This window comes from Pseudomonas sp. TH15 (assembly GCF_016651105.1).
Taxonomy (GTDB): Bacteria; Pseudomonadota; Gammaproteobacteria; order Pseudomonadales; family Pseudomonadaceae; genus Aquipseudomonas.
In genome coordinates this window covers 598,454-617,665 of record NZ_JAEKEL010000001.1, presented here as the reverse complement: position 1 = coordinate 617,665, position 19,212 = coordinate 598,454, and the positions used below count along the sequence as shown (strand labels likewise).

The 19,212-nt window shown below is 60.1% G+C and carries 20 protein-coding genes; 9 read left to right on the top strand and 11 right to left on the bottom strand.

The features are described 5' to 3' along the window. Nucleotides 1-11: 11 nt before the first annotated feature. A complete protein-coding gene (mutM, locus tag JFT87_RS02880) occupies nt 12-824 on the top strand; it encodes a bifunctional DNA-formamidopyrimidine glycosylase/DNA-(apurinic or apyrimidinic site) lyase (RefSeq protein WP_201198594.1) in 813 nt (270 codons plus the stop codon). Between the two features lie 54 nt (nt 825-878). Continuing rightward, a complete protein-coding gene (locus tag JFT87_RS02875; RefSeq protein WP_201198593.1) occupies nt 879-1,208 on the top strand; it encodes a multidrug transporter in 330 nt (109 codons plus the stop codon). A gap of 163 nt (nt 1,209-1,371) precedes the next feature. Here the strand turns inward: JFT87_RS02875 and JFT87_RS02870 are convergent, their stop codons facing one another. From JFT87_RS02870 to JFT87_RS02850, 5 genes are all read right to left on the bottom strand, one after another. After that, nucleotides 1,372-1,623 (bottom strand): YfhL family 4Fe-4S dicluster ferredoxin, encoded by a 252-nt coding sequence (locus JFT87_RS02870; RefSeq protein WP_010466792.1) that lies wholly within the window; start codon nt 1,621-1,623, stop codon nt 1,372-1,374. A 123-nt stretch (nt 1,624-1,746) separates the two neighbouring features. After that, nucleotides 1,747-2,226 carry a pantetheine-phosphate adenylyltransferase gene (coaD, locus tag JFT87_RS02865; RefSeq protein WP_201198592.1) on the bottom strand — a complete coding sequence of 160 codons (480 nt, stop codon included), beginning with the start codon at nt 2,224-2,226 and terminating at the stop codon, nt 1,747-1,749. A 115-nt stretch (nt 2,227-2,341) separates the two neighbouring features. After that, nucleotides 2,342-3,937: a GMC family oxidoreductase gene (locus JFT87_RS02860; RefSeq protein ID WP_201198591.1), complete on the bottom strand. Its 1,596-nt coding sequence runs from the start codon at nt 3,935-3,937 to the stop codon at nt 2,342-2,344. A gap of 156 nt (nt 3,938-4,093) precedes the next feature. Beyond that, nucleotides 4,094-4,639 (bottom strand): twin-arginine translocation pathway signal protein, encoded by a 546-nt coding sequence (locus JFT87_RS02855; RefSeq protein ID WP_201198590.1) that lies wholly within the window; start codon nt 4,637-4,639, stop codon nt 4,094-4,096. Between the two features lie 28 nt (nt 4,640-4,667). Beyond that, a complete protein-coding gene (locus JFT87_RS02850) occupies nt 4,668-6,098 on the bottom strand; it encodes a coniferyl aldehyde dehydrogenase (protein WP_201198589.1) in 1,431 nt (476 codons plus the stop codon). Nucleotides 6,099-6,244: 146 nt separating this feature from the next. Between JFT87_RS02850 and JFT87_RS02845 the strand changes: the two genes are divergently transcribed. Both JFT87_RS02845 and JFT87_RS02840 read left to right on the top strand, forming a co-directional pair. Beyond that, nucleotides 6,245-6,934, top strand: coding sequence for a TetR/AcrR family transcriptional regulator (locus JFT87_RS02845; RefSeq protein ID WP_201198588.1), 690 nt, complete (start codon nt 6,245-6,247; stop codon nt 6,932-6,934). Between the two features lie 15 nt (nt 6,935-6,949). Next, nucleotides 6,950-7,804, top strand: a complete 855-nt coding sequence (locus tag JFT87_RS02840) for a sulfurtransferase (RefSeq protein WP_201198586.1) — start codon at nt 6,950-6,952, stop codon at nt 7,802-7,804. A gap of 76 nt (nt 7,805-7,880) precedes the next feature. Here the strand turns inward: JFT87_RS02840 and JFT87_RS02835 are convergent, their stop codons facing one another. Genes JFT87_RS02835 through JFT87_RS02815 form a run of 5 tightly spaced genes read right to left on the bottom strand, consistent with a single transcriptional unit; the run spans nt 7,881 to nt 13,229 of the window. Continuing rightward, on the bottom strand, nt 7,881-8,714 hold the full coding sequence (locus JFT87_RS02835; protein ID WP_201198584.1) for an AraC family transcriptional regulator: 834 nt from the start codon (nt 8,712-8,714) through the stop codon (nt 7,881-7,883). Between the two features lie 4 nt (nt 8,715-8,718). Continuing rightward, on the bottom strand, nt 8,719-9,717 hold the full coding sequence (locus JFT87_RS02830) for a hydrolase (RefSeq protein WP_201198582.1): 999 nt from the start codon (nt 9,715-9,717) through the stop codon (nt 8,719-8,721). 56 nt (nt 9,718-9,773) lie between these two features. Continuing rightward, nucleotides 9,774-10,391, bottom strand: coding sequence for a 16S rRNA (guanine(966)-N(2))-methyltransferase RsmD (gene rsmD / locus JFT87_RS02825; RefSeq protein WP_201198580.1), 618 nt, complete (start codon nt 10,389-10,391; stop codon nt 9,774-9,776). Next, the gene (locus JFT87_RS02820; RefSeq protein ID WP_201198578.1) at nt 10,391-11,881 is read right to left on the bottom strand and encodes a M16 family metallopeptidase; all 1,491 of its coding nucleotides are present in this window, start codon (nt 11,879-11,881) and stop codon (nt 10,391-10,393) included. The genes rsmD and JFT87_RS02820 overlap by 1 nt, the downstream gene beginning before the upstream one ends. Beyond that, nucleotides 11,874-13,229, bottom strand: a complete 1,356-nt coding sequence (locus JFT87_RS02815; RefSeq protein WP_201198576.1) for a M16 family metallopeptidase — start codon at nt 13,227-13,229, stop codon at nt 11,874-11,876. The genes JFT87_RS02820 and JFT87_RS02815 overlap by 8 nt, the downstream gene beginning before the upstream one ends. Nucleotides 13,230-13,573: 344 nt before the next feature. On the opposite strand from JFT87_RS02815, the gene ftsY reads away from it, so the two are divergent. The 4 genes from ftsY (at nt 13,574) to rpoH (ending at nt 17,755) form a co-directional block, all read left to right on the top strand. Then, entirely contained in the window at nt 13,574-15,100 is a 1,527-nt protein-coding gene (gene ftsY / locus JFT87_RS02810; protein ID WP_201198574.1) for a signal recognition particle-docking protein FtsY, read from the top strand. Further along, complete coding sequence (gene ftsE, locus JFT87_RS02805; RefSeq protein ID WP_201190075.1) at nt 15,097-15,768, top strand: cell division ATP-binding protein FtsE; 672 nt, start codon at nt 15,097-15,099, stop codon at nt 15,766-15,768. The genes ftsY and ftsE overlap by 4 nt, the downstream gene beginning before the upstream one ends. Beyond that, nucleotides 15,765-16,787: a permease-like cell division protein FtsX gene (ftsX, locus tag JFT87_RS02800; protein WP_201198572.1), complete on the top strand. Its 1,023-nt coding sequence runs from the start codon at nt 15,765-15,767 to the stop codon at nt 16,785-16,787. Before ftsE ends, ftsX begins: the two co-directional genes overlap by 4 nt. Before the next feature lie 113 nt (nt 16,788-16,900). Further along, nucleotides 16,901-17,755, top strand: a complete 855-nt coding sequence (gene rpoH, locus JFT87_RS02795) for an RNA polymerase sigma factor RpoH (protein WP_003176698.1) — start codon at nt 16,901-16,903, stop codon at nt 17,753-17,755. A 79-nt stretch (nt 17,756-17,834) separates the two neighbouring features. On the opposite strand, the gene JFT87_RS02790 is transcribed toward rpoH, so the two are convergent. Further along, complete coding sequence (locus JFT87_RS02790) at nt 17,835-18,455, bottom strand: C40 family peptidase (RefSeq protein ID WP_201198570.1); 621 nt, start codon at nt 18,453-18,455, stop codon at nt 17,835-17,837. 250 nt (nt 18,456-18,705) lie between these two features. Between JFT87_RS02790 and JFT87_RS02785 the strand changes: the two genes are divergently transcribed. Further along, the gene (locus JFT87_RS02785) at nt 18,706-19,137 is read left to right on the top strand and encodes an NINE protein (protein WP_201198568.1); all 432 of its coding nucleotides are present in this window, start codon (nt 18,706-18,708) and stop codon (nt 19,135-19,137) included. Nucleotides 19,138-19,212: the final 75 nt, after the last annotated feature.

The following is a 19,212-nucleotide window of genomic DNA, read 5'->3' as shown; positions in this document are numbered from 1 at the left end:
TCGAGAGCACCATGCCTGAACTGCCAGAAGTCGAAACCACCCGCCGGGGCATCGCCCCGCACCTGGAAGGCCAGCGCGTCAGCCGGGTGATCGTGCGCGACCGGCGTCTGCGCTGGCCAATTCCCGAAGACCTGGATGTGCGGCTGTCCGGCCAGCGCATTGTGCTGGTGGAACGACGCGCCAAGTACCTGTTGATCAATGCCGAGGTCGGCACCTTGATCAGCCATTTGGGGATGTCAGGGAATTTGCGCCTGGTCGAGGTCGGCACCCCGGCGGCCAAGCATGAGCATGTGGATATTGAACTCGAGTCTGGCCTGGCCCTGCGTTACACCGACCCACGCCGGTTTGGCGCGATGCTCTGGAGCCTGGACCCGCTCAATCACGAATTGCTGATTCGCCTGGGGCCGGAGCCGTTGACCGATCTGTTCGATGGCGAGCGCTTGTTCCAGAAGTCTCGCGGGCGCTCCATGGCGGTCAAGCCGTTCATCATGGACAACGCGGTGGTGGTGGGTGTCGGCAATATCTATGCGACAGAAGCGTTGTTCGCTGCCGGCATCGACCCGCGCCGTGAAGCGAAGAGCATTTCCCGGGCGCGATACCTGAAACTGGCAATCGAGATCAAACGCATCCTCGCCCATGCCATCGAGCGGGGCGGCACTACGTTGCGCGATTTTATCGGCGGCGACGGCCAGCCGGGCTACTTCCAGCAGGAACTGTTCGTCTACGGTCGTGGCAGTGAGCCCTGCAAAGTCTGCGGCACAGAGCTGCGGGACGTGCGCCTCGGGCAGCGCGCCAGTGTCTTTTGCCCACGCTGTCAGAGCTGATACGTCCTACGGTCTATAGTCAGTGTTCTCACTGCCTAGCCGAAGGACCGTGCCATGAATTCGTTTCGAACCTTTGTCGTTGTTTTGCTGCTGAGTGCCGGTCTGCCGGCGCTGGCGGCTGAGAGCAGCGGCGGCAGCGGCGACCCGCGTTACGCCATCCAGAACCCACCGGCCTACGCCATGATCGGCGACTTGCTGATTGCCCGACCTTTATTGGTGGTGGCGACAGTGATCGGTGCGGGTGTGTTTGTGGTGTCGTTGCCGTTTACCGCGTTGGGTGGCGGTGTTGGCGATGCGGGGCAGGCGCTGGTGGTTGATCCGGCGAAAGCCGCGTTTGTGCGGTGCCTGGGGTGTACCGGGGATGGGTTTGAGGAGCGCGAGTGAAGTCTCGGTGACATCTTCGGTATGGCTGATGACGCCTTCGCGAGCAAGCCCGCTCCCACAGTTGATCTGTGTTGTTAATCAGTGGGTCTGAGCACAGCAGATCCCATGTGGGAGCGGGCTAGCTCGCGAAGAGGACCGCAAAGACGCCACAGAAACATCTGGCTCACGCCTTACCGGTAATGATCCGGTATTTCGCCATCAACTGCTCTTCAGTCTCTGGATGCGCTTCATCCAGCGGAATGCAATCTACCGGGCAGACTTGTTGGCACTGAGGCTCGTCGTAGTGGCCGACACACTGCGTGCACAGGTTAGGGTCGATCACGTAGATCTCTTCGCCTTGGGAGATGGCGGCGTTCGGGCACTCGGGTTCGCAAACGTCGCAATTGATGCAATCGTCGGTGATGATCAGGGACATGCTAACTCCAGCCAGGGCGGCAGGCCCGGGCGCAATAAACCAATGCGCGCAATTGTGCCGCATTGGCGCCCGCAGTGCACGCGGGCGCGATCAAGGGCAAAAGATCGCAGCCTTCGGCAGCTCCTACTTCTTGAAGCGTTCGGTGAGGGCGTCCGCCACCGCTGGGTGGACAAACTTGGTGATATCGCCGCCCAAGGCAGCGATTTCACGAACCAGCGTCGAGGAAATGTACGAATAACGCTCGGAAGGCGTAAGAAACAGGCTTTCCACATCCGGCGCCAGTTGGCGGTTCATGTTGGCCAGCTGGAATTCGTATTCGAAGTCCGACACTGCGCGCAAACCGCGCAGGAACACGTTGGCGTTCTTCTCTTTGGCGAAGTGCGCCAGCAGCGTCGAGAAGCCGACGACTTCAACGTTGGGCAGATGTTTAGTGACCTCGCGGGCCAGCTCCACACGCTGTTCCAGGGGAAACAACGGGTTTTTCTTCGGGCTGGCGGCGACAGCGATGATCACATGATCGAACAGGCGCGAGGCGCGTTCGACCAGATCGCCATGGCCCTTGGTAATAGGGTCGAAGGTACCTGGGTACAACACTCGGTTCATCGCGTCGTCCTGGCGGGAGTCCGTTGGGGAGTCGGATGGTATCGCAGCCTTCCCGGTCGGGAAAGTCGCCTGTTGGGTAAGAAAGCACTATAGACGATAGGAGAATTCCGGTTTTTCATGGGTTTTTCAGGCGTTCGGCCAGGGAAGTCGCCAGTTGCGCCGTCAGCCCGTAGACCGACAATTGTGGGTTTGCGCCAATGCTGGTGGGGAATAGCGATCCGTCATGGATAGACAGATTGCTGATCTGATGATGGCGGCCAAGGCTGTCGGTCACTGCGTTTTTCGGGTCTTCGCCCATCGCACAACCGCCCATCACGTGAGCACTGCCCAGGCGTGTGCGGTACAGCTCAAGGCTCAGGCCATCGATCAAGGATCGGGCCTCGGCGAGGGTTTTCACGTAGCGCGCATCGGCGTGCATCGGCATCACCGCTTTGGCGCCACCGGCGAACTGGATCTCGGCCATGCTATGGAACGCACGGCGCAAGCCGTCCCAGGCGTAGGGTGAAACCTGGTAGTCGAGGACCGGCGTGCCATCGCCGCGCAACTCGACGCTGCCCCCGGGACTGTCCGGGTGGAAGCCGTCGCGCAGCAACGCCAGCATGGCGTGGGTGTGGGGCAGGTTTTCCATGTGTTGTGAGTTTTCTTTGCCAAAGCCGCCCAGCAGAGTCGCCGCCAGGGCCGGTTGCAGCGGCGGTACTTCGAGCTTGTAGGACATTTTGCCGGTGGTGCCGTCCTGCCATTGGAAATGGTCGGAATAGATCGACTGCGGCGCACCGTAGAACGGGTTGATCACCTCGTCGAACAGCCCGGCGGACATGTTGACCAAATGCAGGAACGTCCGGGTGCCCAGCCGTTTGTGCGGGTCGGGTGCGTCGGAACGCAGCAGCAACGCCGGGCTGTTGATCCCGCCGCCGGCCAGCACGTAGTGCCGGGCCTTGACCGTGATGGTGCGTCCGGTCGGTGCGACGCAGCGATCGTCCATGGCCACGCAATTGAGGCCGGTGACCTTGCCATCCTTGATCGACAGTTTCTCGGCACGGGCCAGGTAGAGCAGTTCGCCGCCCTTTTCCAGGGTCGCCGGAATGGTCGTCACCATCATTGATTGCTTGGCGTTGGTCGGGCAGCCCATGCCGCAGTAGCCGAGGTTCCAGCAGCCGCGCACATTGCGCGGGATCACGTGCCAGCTATAGCCGAGTTGCTCGCAGCCTTTGCGGATCACGTCGTTGTTGGCGTTGGGCGGAATCATCCACGGCGCGACGCCCAGGCGTTGTTCCATTTTTTCGAACCACGGCGCCATCTCGGTCGGGCTGTGGCCTTTGACGTTGTGCTCCTTGGCCCAGTGTTCGAGGGTCGGGTCCGGCGTGCGGAAGCTTGAGGTCCAGTTGATCAGCGTGGTGCCGCCCACCGCCCGGCCTTGCAAGATGGTGATCGCGCCATCCTTGCTCATGCGACCGATGCCTTCCTGATAGAGGCTGGCGTAGGCCTGGTCTTCGAGCATCTTGAAGTCGCTGCTGGTCTTGAGCGGGCCTTCTTCGATCAGCAACACCTTGTAGCCAGCGGCGCTGAGGATTTCGGCGGTGGTGCCTCCACCGGCACCGCTGCCGATGATTGCCACGTCGGCTTCCAGGGTCAGGTCCTGGGTCAATTGCGCGCCGTTGTAGGTTTTCCAGCCACGGGCCAGGCCTTCGCGGAACGGATCGGGTACGGGCATGTTCAGAATTCTCTTTTTATTTTGGATTCAGTCGTGAGGCGGCTGGCGCCTTCGCGGGCAAGCCACGCTCCCACAGGGTTTGAGTCGTTTACAAATGGGCGCTCCGCCACAAACCCTGTGGGAGCGAGGCTTGCCCGCGAAGGGGTCGCCTCGGTCTCAAACGGTCGGTGGCCCCGGATACCCGCAATGCGCCCAGGACTCCTTCCGGCTGTACCACGCCATCATCACCAGTTGCAGCAACGAGCTATGCCCCATGCGCAACAGGCTCAACGAACTGTTCTGCCAACGATCAAGGAAATGCCGAATCTCATCGCCACTGGCGTTTTCCCAACTGCCCCAGATCCCGGTCAGCGGTCCACGAGTCACGGCCATCCCGAGCACATCGAACAGCTGTTGAGTCAGTTTGAGCATTTCCGGTGACAGGTGATTGAGGCCGCTATCCAGGTTTTTCAGGGTGCCGTCGACCGCCGTCGGCATGTTCACTGAGGCCACTGCGCCGTCGAGCATCACCGGGATCAGCGCTCGCAAAAACAACAGGTCGCCGCTGCGCAAAATCGCAAAACCGCTGGCCGGAATGCTCGACGAGCAACCACTGAGGCTGGCCCCCAGCCCGGCGGTGGCGAGAAAGGCGCTGGCGCCCAGGCTGAACTTCAGCAGGCCACGCCGTGACAGCGCGGGTGTATCGGACAGGCTTGGGCTCATTATTGTTATTACCCGGCGGTGAGGGTTATTAGCGGATAAATAGCTTCTGAATCAGTTTCTGAATAGCTTTGCCATACGGCGGATAAATCAACTTCGCCGCGTTGAACCGCTGTTTGATCAGCACACCCTTGGCCTTGCTGAAGGTCAGGAAACCTTCGTGACCGTGGTAATGGCCCATGCCCGAGGCGCCGATGCCACCGAACGGCATGTCGTCCTGGGCGACGTGCAGCAGCGTGTCGTTCAGGCACACGCCGCCGGAATGGGTTTCGTGAAGCACGCGATTCTGCTCGCGCTTGTCGTAGCCGAAGTAGTACAGCGCCAGCGGACGAGGCCGTTGATTGATGTAGGCAAATGCCTGATTCAGGTCGGTGTACGGCACGATAGGCAGCACCGGGCCGAAGATTTCGTCCTGCATTACCGTCATGTCGTCGCTGACATTGAGTAACAGGCTGTGGCCCATGCGTCGGCCCTGGCCCTGGTCGAACAGCGGAATCAACAGCGCGCCCTTGCTGGTGGCGTCGCTGAGGTAGCCGTTAAGCCGCGCCAGCTGTCGGTCATTGATGATGGCGGTGTAATCCGGGTTGTCGACCAGGGTCGGATAAAACCCGCGAACCGCTTGGCGATAGGCTTCGACGAAAGATCCGACACGATCCTCGGGCACCAGCACGTAGTCCGGCGCCACGCAGGTTTGCCCTGCGTTGAGGGTTTTACCGAAAGCGATGCGTTCGGCAGCGTCCTTGAGTGGCACGTCGCGAGAGACGATGGCCGGGGACTTGCCACCCAGTTCGAGTGTCACCGGGGTCAGGTTCTCGGCCGCTGCGCGCATGACGTGTTTGCCGATGCTGGTGGCGCCGGTAAACAGCAAGTGATCAAAACGCAGTCGGGAGAACGCGACACCGATATCAGCCTCGCCCAGCACCACGCAGACCAGGTCTTGTGGAAACACCCGGCCGAGCAACTCCTTGAGCAGTAAACCCGTAGCCGGCGTGGACTCGCTGAGTTTGAGCATCACCCGATTACCCGCCGACAACGCACCCACCAGAGGGCCGATGGCCAGATACAGCGGGTAGTTCCACGGCACGATCACACCGACAACGCCGAGCGGCTGATAAACGACTTTGGCTGAAGCGGGTTGAAAAGCGATGCCGACCTTGCGCCGCGACGGTTTCATCCAGCCCTTGAGGTGTTGGCTGGCGTAATGAATGCCGTGCAGGCTCGGCATCAGCTCGGCGAGCAGGGTTTCATCGGCGCTGCGGTGGCTGAAATCCTGGCTGATGGCGTCGATCAAGGCCTGACGTTCATCGCTCAGCAGATCCCGCAAAGCCTTGAGCCATTGCTGGCGTTGGGCGGCGGGCGGCATCGGGTTGGCGGCGTAAGCGGCCCGTTGCGCATCAAACAGTGTTTGGAGTTCGTCCAAAGGCTGCTGTAGGTTCTGCAGGTAGGCGATGTCGGCACTCATGGTCGGCTCCGGATTTATTGTAATGAGGAACTTTTTAGAGTCTATGCTCTAGAAAGTCAAATGACATCCTGGCGCAGCTTTGTTTTATCCACTCCCGGATAGGTCGTAAGATGCCCGTCACCGCACTCTGAATTAAAGCTCAAGCCATGGCCCCACGGATCAAAACCAGCGAGCGCATCGTGCAGAACAGCCTGGAGCTGTTCAATCAGCAGGGCGAGCGCAGCATCAGCACCAACCACATTGCTGCCCATATGGAAATTTCCCCGGGCAACCTGTACTACCACTTCCCCAACAAGCAGGCGATCATCGCCGTGTTGTTCAGTGAGTACGAAAGCCTTGTGGACAGCTTCCTGCGCCCGCCCCAAGGTCGCGCCGCTACGGTTGAGGACAAGCGTTACTACCTCAAGGAGCTGCTGGCGGCGATGTGGCGCTACCGGTTTTTGCACCGTGACCTCGAACATCTGCTCGAAAGCGATCCGGACCTGGCCGCCCGTTACCGGCGCTTTTCCCAGCGCTGCGTGATTCAGGGCACGGCCATTTACAAAGGGTTCGTCGAGGCTGGCATCCTGAACATGGACCGGGTGCAGATCGAATCCCTGACCATCAATGCCTGGATCATTCTTACGTCCTGGGTGCGTTTTTTGTGCACCACGCGGGAAAACTCCAACCACTTGAGCGAGCAAGCGATCAAGCGTGGGGTGTATCAGGTGTTGGTGCTGGAAGCCGGGTTTGTCACCGATCAGTCTCGCGAAGAGGTGAATGCCCTGTTCGAAGAGTTTTACGTGCCGCTGGCCCAAGCCCTGGAAGAAGGGCCGCAGGATCAAATACCGAGTTAATCACAGGAGCCCGTTATGCCCATTGCGCAACTGATCAGCCCGCAAGCGTTGGACCTGAAGAAGGAGCAGCCGGGGCTGGTGATTCTGGATTGTCGTTTTGCCCTCGAAGACCCTGACTACGGTCAGCGCAGTTATGCCGAAGGGCATATCGCCGGGTCGAGCTTTGCCGATCTGGAGCGTGATCTCAGCGGGACGGTCATCAAAGGCGTCACCGGGCGCCATCCGCTGCCTGAACCCGAAGATTTGATCGAACGCCTGCAAGCCTGGGGCATCAGCCCTGACAGCGAAGTGGTTCTGTACGACGACGGTCCCGGTGCCTACGCGGCTCGGGCCTGGTGGTTACTGGCCTGGCTGGGCAAGCGTGACGGCGTGTTCATCCTCGATGGCGGGCTCAAAGCCTGGCACGCGGCCGGTCTGCCATTGAGTCTCGATGCGCCTTCGGTTTTGCGTGGAACCTTCAGCGGTACGCCGGATGCTTCATTGTTGCTTAGTGCCGATCAACTTCAGCAACGTCTCGGCCATCCTGCGCTGACCCTGCTCGACGCCCGCGGCTTGCCGCGCTTCAAAGGCGAAGTGGAGCCGATCGACCCGATTGCCGGGCACATCCCCGGCGCGCAATGCGCGGCGTTCACTGACAATCTGGGCAGCGACGGGCGTTTCCTGCCGGCCGATCAGCTCAAGCAGCGCTTTGCCGCGAAACTCGGTGATCGCTCGCCGACGGAATTGGTGGCGTATTGCGGTTCCGGCGTGACGGCCTGCCACAACCTGTTTGCGTTGTGCCTGGCGGGTTATCCGTTGGCGTCGTTGTATGCCGGGTCGTGGAGTGAGTGGATCAATGAACCGGCGCGGGGCGTTGCGACCGGCGAATAAGATCAAAAGATCGCAGTCTGCGGCAGCGCCTACATTGGAATGCATTCCATGTAGGCGCTGCCGCAGGCTGCGATCTTTAGCTTTTAAGGCGGGCACTGCGATACGCCCCCGGCCCAACCCCGTAAACCTGCTTGAACTGCCGGCTCAGATGACTCTGGTCGGCAAACCCCAATCGCGTCGCGACTTCCAGCGGCAGGCAGCCGTCCTGTAACAAGGCCCGCGCTCGAGCAATACGTTGCTGCATCAGCCAGGTGTGCGGCGGCATGCCGGTGGCGCGGCGGAACACTCGGGCAAAGTGGAAGGGCGACAGGTTCACTGCTGTGGCCAGTTCTTCCAGTGACGGCGGTGCTGCCAATTGCGAATGCAGCAAGTCTTTGGCCTGCGTCACCGCCCGGTGTTCCTTGCCAGGTTTGCCGGCAATCGACACGGCGGCATGGCGTTGCAGCAGCGACAGCATCATTTCCCGCCAGACCGTCTGCTGTTGCAATGCTGTGGACGGGCTCTCCAGCAGACGATGCAACTGGCAGAAACCCTTCACCAGATCCGGATCGCGATACAGCGTGGCGCCGAATGCCGGCAATTCACTGGTTGGCAATTCCAGCTCGGCCAGCAGCGAGAGAATCTGCCCACTGTCGGGATAAAACGCTCGGTACAACCAACCGTCCTCGGCGCCTTTATGGCCGGTGTGCAATTCATCCGGGTTGATCAAAACGAGAGTGCCACTGCCCGCCAGATGCTCAGCGCCGCGATAACGATAGCGCTGGGCGCCAGCCATGATCATGCCGATGACATAGCCGTCATGCACATGGGGTGCGAAGCGGTGTTCGATGTAGCGCGCGGATAACAGTTCGACCCCGGCCAGCGGTGCCGTTTGCCAGAACCGAATCGACTCGCCCTGATCGTTATCCATGGCGTTATTCGCGACCCGCAGCGGTCAGCCATTGGGGAATGCGCCGCTCAAGGTAGTAACCCGGTTGCCTGAACGTACCGTCGACGAAGCCGACATGCCCACCCTTGGCTTGCAACTCGAATTGGGTGCAGGCAGACAACTCACTGGCTTCGGGCAGGCTGTGAGGAAACACGAACGGGTCGTCAGCAGCCTGGATGATCAGGGTTGGTGTGCGGATTTCACCGAGGAAATAGCGACTAGAGGCGCGGCGATAGTAATCCTCGGCGTCCGCGAAACCATTCAGCGGCGCGGTGACCCGGCCATCGAAATCCCAGAACGTGCGCATGTTTTCCAGCGAGCCTAGCGCGGCCAATTCGGCCAAGCCATCGTGGCGTCCGTCATGCTGGAACTGGCGTTGCTTGTTCTTGATGTAGGCCACCATCTCGCGCATGAAATGCGCTTGATAGACCTTGGAAAAACCCTGCCCAATGCGGTCGGCGCACTGATCAAGGCGAAACGGCACTGACACCGCCACAGCGCCGAGTACGCCGCTGTCGCTGCCGGTCTCGCCCAAGTGCTTGAGCAACACATTGCCGCCCAGGGAATAGCCGACGGCATACAGCGGCGCGAGCGGTCGTTTGGCTTTCAGGTGCTTGATGGTTTCGGCCAGGTCTTCACTGGCGCCGGAATGGTAGCTTCGCGGCAACAGATTTGGCTCGCCCGAGCAACCGCGCCAGTTCAGCGCAACACTGGCCCAACCCTGATCGCCCAGCACTTTTTGCAGGCCAGCCACGTAAGGCGAGTTCGACGAACCGGTCAGCCCGTGCAACACCAGCACCAGCGGTGCGTTGGCGGTGTGCGGGCCGTGCCAGTCGAGGTCGAGGAAGTCGCCGTCTTCGAGCCAAAGCCGTTCGCGCTCGCGATCAATATGGGTGGTTTTTCGCCACAGCGGCCCCCACAAGGTTTGCAAGTGCGGGTTGCCAAAGCCGAAGGCCGGGGTGAAGCGTTCTGGCGGATGGGACACATTATTCTCGATGCAGCGGTGCGCAACCGGTGCGCACCTTGTTTCAGGCTAGTCGATTAACCAGCAATCTCTGCTGTACGCTGCCACAACGCGTAGTAAACCCGCCCGGATTTCTGCTCGCGGTGCAGGCGCCAGTTGCCCGGCAAACCCAGCGACGACGGCGCATTTTCGCTTTCGGTGTAGACCCAGGCCTCGTCGGCCAGCCATTGACGCTCTTCGAGTAGTGCGCAAACACCGGGTAACAGGTTCTGGTTGAACGGCGGGTCGAGGAACACCACGTCGTAGGCGGTTGCTGTCTGGGTTTCCAGGTAGCGCAAGGCGTCGGCGGTCTGGACCTGGCCGGTGGTGCAGCGCAGCGTGCCCAAGTGTTCCTTGATGCTGGAGACCGCGATGTTGCTGGCGTCCAGCGCCTGGCCCATGGCCGCGCCACGGGACAGCGCTTCGAGGAACAGTGCGCCGCTGCCGGCAAACGGATCCAGCACCTTGGCCCCGGCGACATACGGTGCGAGCCAGTTGAACAGGGTTTCACGCACCCGGTCCGGCGTCGGGCGCAGGCCCGGCGCATCGGGGAAGCTCAGCTTTCGGCTGCCCCATTCACCGCCGATGATGCGCAGTTGATTTACGCCGTTATGGACGTTGTGAACAGGTTTTTTAGGACGCGATGGACTGGCCATTAATGCTCCGGAACCCCGAGCGGCTGCTCGGTGGGTTTATCAGATGGGGCCGGTAACGGCTTTTGCGGCACGGTCGGGCCAGCGGTGACGATGACCATTTTGTCCGTGCTCAAGTGTTTGTTCAGTGCGGTTTTAACCTGCTCGACAGTCAGGCTCTGGGACTGCTGCATGAAGTCTTCCAGATAGCTAAGCGGCAAGTTGTAGAAACCCATGGCGCCGAGTTGGCCGACGATATCGGCGTTGCTGGCGGTGGACAGCGGGAAGCTGCCGGCCAGTTCACGCTTGGCGTCGTCGAGTTCTTTCTGGGTCGGGCCGGTTTTAAGGTAGTCGGCGAGGACATCCTGCACCAGTTTCAGGGTGCCTTCGCTCATTTCGGCGCGGGTTTGCAGATTGATCATGAACGGCCCGCGAGCCTGCATCGGGGTGAAGCCCGAATACACGCCGTAAGACAGACCACGCTTCTCGCGCACTTCGCTCATCAATCGGGTGCCGAAACCGCCGCCGCCAAGGATCTGGTTGCCCATGGACAGTGCTGCGTAGTCCGGGTCATCACGGTCGATACCCAGTTGCGCGAGCATCAGGTTGGTTTGCTTGGAAGGGAACTCGATGTGGTTGATGCTGGCCTTCGGTTCGGTCGGCTGCGCAATCTTCGCCAGGGCCGGGCCTTTTGGCAGGGCGCTGGAGACTTGCGCGGCAATCGCTTCAGCCTCGGCGCGGGACAGGTCACCGACCATCGCAATTACTACGTTACCCGCGGCGTAGGCTTTCTCGTGGAAGGCCCGCAACTGCGCCAGGGTGATCGCCGGAACAGATTTCGCTGTGCCGTCGCTGGAGGTAGCGTAAGGATGATCGCCGTAGAGACGTTTCATCAGCTCCAGGCCAGCCAGTTTGCCGGGGTTCTGCTTCTGGTATTCGAAGCCGGCGAGCATCTGGTTTTTGATCCGCGCGAACGAGTCGGCAGGGAAGGTCGGTTTACCGATGACTTCGGAGAACAACTTCAATGCCGGCTCGCGTTTGTCCACAGCGCTCAAACTGCGCAGCGAAGCAATCGCCATGTCTTTATAAGCACCGTTGCCAAAGTCTGCGCCCAAGCCTTCGAAGCCCTGGGCGATAGCGCCGACATCTTTGCCGGCAACGCCTTCGTTGAGCATGGCGTTAGTCAGCAGGGCCAGGCCGGGCGCATTGCCGTCCTGGCTGCTGCCGGCGGCGAAGATCAGGCGCATGTCGAACATCGGCAGCTCCCGGGCTTCGACGAACAACACCTTGGCGCCTTCGGCGGTGGTCCAGGATTGCACGTTCATGTTGCGATGGCTCGGGGCTTTGCCGTCGAGTTCGGCCAAAGACTGCAGCTTCTGGCTGGTCTTGGCTTTATCGAGGGCTTCGCTGGCCTTGGACTCATCGGTTTTGGAAAAATAGAACGCGGCCGAGCCGATCAGGGCGACAGCGATCAGGCCAATCAGTGGCAGGCGCGATTTTTTATGCTCACTCATGAGTCGTCTCCAGTGGAAGTACATGGGCGACGCTGAGACGTTCGCGGGTGAAATACAGCTTGGCGGCTTTCTGGATGTCTTCGGGGGTGACGCTTTCCAGATCGGCGAGTTCGGTGTCCATCAGCTTCCACGACAGACCGACGGTTTCCAGTTGGCCGATCGAGGTGGCCTGGCTGGTGATCGAGTCGCGCTCGTAGACCAGGCCGGCAATGACCTGAGCCCGCACGCGCTCCAGTTCCTGCGCCGATGGTGCGGTGGTTTTCAGCTGTTCGAGCAGCTTCCATAGACCGGCCTCAGCCTGGGCCATGGTTTTGTTTTTCTGGGTGTTCGGGGTCGCCGACAGAGTGAACAAGCTGTCGCCACGGGTGTAGGCGTCGTAGCTCGACGAACCGCCGGACACCAGCTCTTCGCCGCGCTCCAGTTGTGTCGGGATACGTCCGCTGTAGCCGCCGTCGAGCAGGGCCGAGATCAGGCGCAAGGCATTTACCGAGCGCTTGTCTTCGGCGGTGGCGATGCTCGGCACGTTGAAGGCCAGCATCAGGGCCGGCAGTTGGGTTTGCACGTGCAGGGTGATCTGCCGTTCGCCGGGCTCGGCCAGTTCCAGCGGGATTTTCGCCGGTGGTACGTCGCGCTTGGCAATCGGGCCGAAGTAACGCTGGGCCAGGGCTTTGACTTCATCCGGGGTTACGTCGCCGACCACCACCAAAGTGGCGTTGTTCGGCACGTACCAGGACTTGTACCAGTGGCGCAGTTCTTCGACCTTCATGCGGTCGAGGTCAGCCATCCAGCCGATGGTCGGCGTGTGATAACCGCTGGCCGGGTAGGCCATGGCCTTGAAACGTTCGTAAGCCTTGGACATCGGCTTGTCGTCAGTGCGCAGGCGACGCTCTTCTTTAATAACCTCGATCTCGCGGCTGAACTCGTCGGCCGGCAATTTCAGGTTGGCCATGCGGTCCGCTTCGAGCTCGAAGGCCACGCCCAGGCGATCACGGGCCAGCACTTGGTAGTACGCCGTGAAGTCGTCGCTGGTGAAAGCGTTCTCTTCGGCGCCGAGGTCACGCAGGATCAGCGACGCTTCGCCGGGGCCAACCTTCTCGCTGCCCTTGAACATCATGTGTTCCAAGGCGTGGGACAAACCGGTTTGCCCCGGCGTCTCATAGCTTGAGCCGACCTTGTACCAGATCTGGGAAACCACCACCGGCGCACGATGGTCTTCGCGCACGACGACCTTCAAGCCGTTGTCGAGGGTGAATTCGTGGGTGGGTTGTGGATCGGCAGCCAGGGCCGAGAGGGGCAGACAAACTGTGCTGAGCAGCAGGCCTGCGGCGCGGCGGGCTAGAGCATTCATACGTTTTTAAACCTGTTGAGCTGCCCGCTTGGTCTTAGCCTAGGCGGGCGAGGAGGTGCTAGGATACTGATCCGTTTTACTGGCGGCCACGCCTATCAGGCCATTAATCGGCCTGCAGGTTGTATGGGTTCTCGGCAGAAGCTTTCAGTTTGTCAGCTAAACTCTGCGTTTTCGCCGACGATGCCGGTCCAGTCCTTCGTATTAGTCGACCTTTGAGGTGCCGTTGGTGCCTCGACAAATAGTTGCGCGTGAACAAGCTGGATGAATCGCAGTCTGTTCTGCATTGAATATTTATTTGCCGGGGCGCCCTTTGGCGCGTCGCTACCGTGAGATAGCCGTCCTCCATGTTTGGTTCCAACGACGACAAGAAGACCCCAGCTGCGGCTGGCGAGAAGAAAAGCCTGTTCGGATGGCTGCGCAAAAAGCCGCAGGAAACCGTCGTCGAACAGCCACAGCCACTGCCCGAGCCGGTAATAGAAGAAGAGCCGGCGCCGATTGTCCTGGCGATTGCCGAGCCGGTGCTGCAACCGGTGGCTGAGCCTGAGCCTGAGCCTCAAGTCGAAGTCGTGGCCGAGTCGCCAGTGACGCCGGCCGCTGCGCCCTGGCTGACCTTGCCGGTAGCGGAAGAGCCGGTGGCGTTGGTCGAAGAGGCTGCGCCGCACGTGACGCCAGTGATTCCTGCGCCTGCCGCGTTGGTTACCGAGGTTGCTCCGGCGCCTGTGGTCGAGCCGATTGTCGAGCCTGCGCCGGTTGTCCCTGAGCCTGTTGTTGCCGAGCCGGTTACCCCTGTGGCTGTTGCCCCGGCAGCGCCGGTCATTGCGCAGCCAGAGCCTGCACCTGCACCTGCACCTGTCGTCGCTGCGCCAGTTGTGCCGGTTGAAGTGGTTGCCGAAGCAGCCGTTGAAGCGCCCACCGAAGCTCCGCGCACCGAAGAAACCAAAGCCGGTTTCTTCGCTCGCCTCAAGCAAGGCCTGTCCAAGACCAGCGCCAGCATCGGCGAAGGCATGGCCAGCCTGTTCCTGGGCAAGAAGATCATCGATGACGAGCTGCTCGAAGACATCGAAACCCGTCTGCTGACCGCTGACGTAGGCGTCGAAGCGACGTCGGTGATCATTCAGCGCCTGACCCAGAAAGTCGCGCGCAAAGAGCTGGCCGATGCCGATGCGCTGTACAAATCCCTGCAAGCGGAACTGGCAGCGATGCTCAAGCCTGTCGAGCAGCCGCTGAAAATCACCTCGCAGAACAAACCGTTCGTGATTCTGGTGGTTGGCGTCAACGGCGCCGGCAAAACCACCACCATCGGCAAACTGGCGAAGAAGCTCCAGCTGGAGGGCAAGAAAGTCATGCTCGCCGCCGGTGACACCTTCCGCGCCGCTGCGGTGGAGCAATTGCAGGTCTGGGGTGAGCGCAACAAGATCCCGGTGATCGCCCAGCACACCGGCGCCGATTCGGCTTCAGTGATCTTCGACGCTGTGCAGGCCGCCAAGGCCCGGGGCATCGACGTGCTGATTGCCGACACCGCCGGTCGCCTGCACACCAAAGACAACCTGATGGAAGAACTGAAGAAGGTTCGTCGGGTGATCGGCAAACTTGACGCCGACGCGCCGCACGAAGTGCTGTTGGTGCTCGACGCCGGTACTGGCCAGAACGCCATCAACCAGGCCAAGCAGTTCAACCAGACCGTGCAGTTGACGGGCCTGGCGCTGACCAAGCTCGATGGCACGGCCAAGGGCGGGGTGATTTTCGCCCTGGCCAAGCAGTTTGGCTTGCCGATTCGCTACATCGGCGTCGGTGAAGGCATCGACGACTTGCGTACTTTTGAAGCAGAACCCTTTGTCCAGGCATTGTTTGCCGAGCGGGAGCGTTCATGATTCGTTTCGAACAGGTCGGTAAACGCTACCCGAATGGTCACGTCGGCTTGCATGAGCTGAGCTTTCGAGTCCGTCGGGGCGAATTCTTGTTTGTCACCGGCCATTCCGGCGCCGGTAAAAGCACCTTGCTGCGGCTGTTGCTGGCCATGGAGCGTCCGACCACCGGCAAATTGCTGTTGGCCGGCCAGGACCTGGGCACCATCAGCAACGCACAGATTCCGTACCTGCGGCGGCAGATCGGCGTGGTGTTCCAGAACCACCAACTGCTGTTCGATCGCACGGTGTTCAACAACATCGCGCTGCCGTTGCAGATCCTCGGCCTGTCCAAGCCCGAGATCGCCAAACGTGTCGACTCGGCCCTGGAGCGCGTGGCGCTCTCGGACAAGACCGATCTGTACCCCGGCGACCTGTCCACCGGTCAACAGCAGCGCGTCGGCATCGCCCGCGCCATCGTTCACCGTCCGGCCTTGCTGCTGGCGGACGAACCGACCGGTAACCTCGATCCGCGTCTGGCGGCCGAGATCATGGGCGTGTTCGAAGACATCAACCGCTTGGGCACCAGCGTACTCATCGCCAGTCACGACCTGGCACTGATCGCCCGTATGCGCCATCGCATGCTGACCTTGCAGCGCGGTCGATTGATCGGTGACGGGGAGGCCGGCGTATGAGTGCGACACGCAGCCCCAAGGTTTCCGAGCGCGTAGCCCCCAAGGCTGCCGATCAGCAACCGAAAAAGAAAAAACGCGACGATGACGACGGCCCGGATTTCGCCACGCTGTTGCGTGCCTGGATCGAAAGCCATCGCGCCAGCCTGGTGGACAGTCTGCGTCGGTTGGGCAAACAGCCGATCGGCAGCTTTTTCACCTGCATGGTGATGGCAGTGGCCCTGAGTTTGCCGATGGGCCTGTCACTTTTGCTGAATAACGTCGAGCGACTCGGTGGTTCCTGGCAACGTGCGGCGCAGATTTCCTTGTATCTGGAGCTCAGCGCCAGCCCGGAACAGGGCGAGTCGTTGCGCGAACAGATCAAAGGCATGCCCGGCGTAGCAGATGCTGAATATGTCGGTCGCGATCAGGCGCTGGAAGAGTTCCAGCAACAGTCGGGCCTGGGTGAGGCGCTCAAGGAGTTGCCGGAAAACCCGCTGCCAGGCGTGGTCCTGGTGACGCCGAAAGAGGTCGACAAGCCGACTCTTGAAGCATTACGACAAAAACTTTCCGAATTGCCGAAGGTACAACAAGCGCAACTTGATCTAGTCTGGGTCGAGCGTCTGGCCGCCATCCTCAAGCTGGGTGACCGGTTTGTCTTCGGTCTGACCGTGCTTTTGGTTTCTGCATTACTTTTGGTGATAGGCAATACCATTCGTCTTCATATTGAAAACCGCCGCACAGAGATAGAAGTGATTAAACTCGTCGGCGGCACGGACAGCTATGTGCGCAGGCCCTTTCTGTACATGGGCGCGCTTTATGGCTTCGGTGCGGGGGTTCTTTCCTGGGGTGTCTTGGCGTTTGGCCTGAACTGGCTGAACGACGCAGTGGTTGGTTTGGCCGGCTTGTACGGCAGTAATTTTGCGCTGGCCGGAGTGCCAGTTGCCGATGGTCTGTCGCTCTTGCTTGGCGCGGTGCTGTTGGGTTATATCGGTGCATGGATTGCAGTCGCACGCCATCTCAGGGAGTTGGCGCCGAAGTAGTATCTTTTTGTGCGTATTGACCTTTCGGTTTTTATGGGAACTTGTCCAACGGTTTCCGGTCAATTTTCGCAGTGCTGAACTGCACGAGTTATGTAAGTCGGAGGTTTTTTCGTATGACCACTTCTTTGCAACCTGCTTATGCTCTGGTCCCAGGCGCAAACCTGGAGGCCTATGTGCACACCGTGAACAGCATTCCATTGCTGACGCCGGAGCAGGAGCGTGAACTGGCCGAGAGTCTCTATTATGAGCAGGATTTGGGGGCGGCTCGGCAGATGGTGCTCGCCCACCTGCGTTTTGTTGTACACATTGCCCGTAGCTATTCCGGCTACGGCCTGGCCCAGGCTGACCTGATCCAGGAAGGCAACGTCGGCCTGATGAAGGCTGTAAAACGCTTCAACCCGGAAATGGGTGTGCGTCTGGTTTCGTTCGCTGTGCACTGGATCAAGGCGGAAATTCACGAGTTCATCCTGCGCAACTGGCGCATTGTGAAAGTCGCGACCACCAAGGCCCAGCGCAAACTGTTCTTCAACCTGCGCAGCCAGAAGAAACGTCTGGCGTGGCTGAACAACGAGGAAGTCCACCGTGTGGCGGAAAGCCTCGGCGTAGAGCCGCGGGAAGTGCGCGAGATGGAAAGTCGCCTGACGGGCCATGACATGGCCTTCGACCCGGCCGCCGAAGCGGACGACGACAGCGCTTTCCAATCGCCGGCCAACTATCTGGAAGACCACCGGTACGACCCGGCCCGTCAACTGGAAGATGCCGACTGGAGCGACAACTCCAACCACAACCTGCACGAAGCGCTGGAAGTGCTGGACGACCGCAGCCGTGACATTCTCTACCAGCGCTGGCTGGCAGAAGAAAAAGCCACGCTGCACGACCTGGCGCAAAAGTACAACGTGTCGGCCGAGCGTATTCGTCAGCTTGAAAAGAGCGCGATGAACAAGCTCAAGTTGTCGATCGCCGCCTAGCCCGCGCACCGGCAATAAAAAACGCCCCGATCAGAGATGATCGGGGCGTTTTTGTATGCAGCGTTTAAAGCTGATCAAATCAGCGCTGAACGACGCGCATCTGATGCGGTTCTTTCGGCAAAACCCGCTTGGCTACCACGTAGTGGCTTTCCCAGTACGGTTTCTTCAGCGTATCGATGGACACCGCCTTGCCACGGCGCGGTGCGTGGATGAAGCGGTCGTTGCCCAGGTAGATGGCAACGTGATTGACCTTACGGCTCTTGATATTGAAGAAAATCAGATCGCCCGGCTTCAGATCCTTGCGTTCGACTTTCTGCCCATGACCGCTGGCCATGGCGTTGGAGGTCCGTGGCAGGTCGAAGGTAGCGTCGTTAAACGCATATTTCACCAAACCACTGCAGTCGAACCCTTTACTTGGGCTGCTGCCGCCCCAACGATAAGGAGTGCCGAGGACATTCACGGCACGGCTCAACACGTTGCTGCTTTGCTTGTTCGCCATCGGCGGAACCAGCTTGCTGTTGGCAGTGGCCAGGTGGGTGGAATGTTTTGCAGTTTGTTTGTTTTTGCTCGTAGGAGCAGAAACATGGGATTTAGGGGTGTAACCATTAACGTTAGGAAGACGTTGCTCACGATTGGTGGCGTGGGCGGCCAGTGGCATTAATAGGCAAATGGTTAGCCATGTCTTGAAAAATGGACGCATTAGGCAAGGCTCATATGGGTTAGCGCGCAACTTTATAACAGCTTTTTTGGCCCTTCCGAGTCCGTTGGTCGATTGGACCTGGGGGTCAATTTCGCTCAACAAGCGGTAAATTGAGCCAATTGTCGGACAGAACCCAAGCCCCACAAGGCTTTGCGCAAGGTGTAACAGTGACGAGCCACTTGTCGGCTCGACATAAAAAAGTCACAAAGAATTCAACAATATTTATCTATCGTGTGAATCGAGGTCCTTCATGAACACCTATCAACAGTCTGCGGCGCAGCAAGACACCCACAGCAAAGTGATCGGATACCTGCTTTGGATTTTCGGTTTTACCGGGGCTCACCGCTTCTATTACGGCAAGCCGGTGACCGGGACGATCTGGTTCTTCACGTTTGGTTTGCTGGGCATCGGTTGGCTGATCGACCTGTTTCTGATTCCGGCCATGGACCGGGAAGCCGACCTGCGGTTTACCGCCGGGCCCATCGAATACAACGTTGCGTGGATTCTGCTGGCGTTTCTTGGGGTATTCGGCGTGCACCGGATGTATCAAGGGAAGTGGATCAGCGGGTTGCTGTACCTGGTGACGGGCGGGTTGTTCTTCGTGGGAGTGCTGTATGACTTCTGGACACTGAACGACCAAGTGTCGGTGCGTAACGCACAGAGTCGCGGCGCCTTCCAGTAAGTCATCGCGAGCAGGCTCGCTCCCACAGGGGAACGCATTCCAATGTGGGAGCGAGCCAGCTCGCGATGGGAGCGG

Coding starts and splice junctions, on each gene's coding strand:
- mutM (WP_201198594.1), top strand. CDS start 12: ATGCCTGAACTGCCAGAAGTCGAAACCACCCGCCGGGGCATCGCCCCG.
- JFT87_RS02875 (WP_201198593.1), top strand. CDS start 879: ATGAATTCGTTTCGAACCTTTGTCGTTGTTTTGCTGCTGAGTGCCGGT.
- JFT87_RS02870 (WP_010466792.1), bottom strand. CDS start 1,623: ATGTCCCTGATCATCACCGACGATTGCATCAATTGCGACGTTTGCGAA.
- coaD (WP_201198592.1), bottom strand. CDS start 2,226: ATGAACCGAGTGTTGTACCCAGGTACCTTCGACCCTATTACCAAGGGC.
- JFT87_RS02860 (WP_201198591.1), bottom strand. CDS start 3,937: ATGCCCGTACCCGATCCGTTCCGCGAAGGCCTGGCCCGTGGCTGGAAA.
- JFT87_RS02855 (WP_201198590.1), bottom strand. CDS start 4,639: ATGAGCCCAAGCCTGTCCGATACACCCGCGCTGTCACGGCGTGGCCTG.
- JFT87_RS02850 (WP_201198589.1), bottom strand. CDS start 6,098: ATGAGTGCCGACATCGCCTACCTGCAGAACCTACAGCAGCCTTTGGAC.
- JFT87_RS02845 (WP_201198588.1), top strand. CDS start 6,245: ATGGCCCCACGGATCAAAACCAGCGAGCGCATCGTGCAGAACAGCCTG.
- JFT87_RS02840 (WP_201198586.1), top strand. CDS start 6,950: ATGCCCATTGCGCAACTGATCAGCCCGCAAGCGTTGGACCTGAAGAAG.
- JFT87_RS02835 (WP_201198584.1), bottom strand. CDS start 8,714: ATGGATAACGATCAGGGCGAGTCGATTCGGTTCTGGCAAACGGCACCG.
- rsmD (WP_201198580.1), bottom strand. CDS start 10,391: ATGGCCAGTCCATCGCGTCCTAAAAAACCTGTTCACAACGTCCATAAC.
- JFT87_RS02820 (WP_201198578.1), bottom strand. CDS start 11,881: ATGAGTGAGCATAAAAAATCGCGCCTGCCACTGATTGGCCTGATCGCT.
- JFT87_RS02815 (WP_201198576.1), bottom strand. CDS start 13,229: ATGAATGCTCTAGCCCGCCGCGCCGCAGGCCTGCTGCTCAGCACAGTT.
- ftsY (WP_201198574.1), top strand. CDS start 13,574: ATGTTTGGTTCCAACGACGACAAGAAGACCCCAGCTGCGGCTGGCGAG.
- ftsE (WP_201190075.1), top strand. CDS start 15,097: ATGATTCGTTTCGAACAGGTCGGTAAACGCTACCCGAATGGTCACGTC.
- ftsX (WP_201198572.1), top strand. CDS start 15,765: ATGAGTGCGACACGCAGCCCCAAGGTTTCCGAGCGCGTAGCCCCCAAG.
- rpoH (WP_003176698.1), top strand. CDS start 16,901: ATGACCACTTCTTTGCAACCTGCTTATGCTCTGGTCCCAGGCGCAAAC.
- JFT87_RS02790 (WP_201198570.1), bottom strand. CDS start 18,455: ATGCGTCCATTTTTCAAGACATGGCTAACCATTTGCCTATTAATGCCA.
- JFT87_RS02785 (WP_201198568.1), top strand. CDS start 18,706: ATGAACACCTATCAACAGTCTGCGGCGCAGCAAGACACCCACAGCAAA.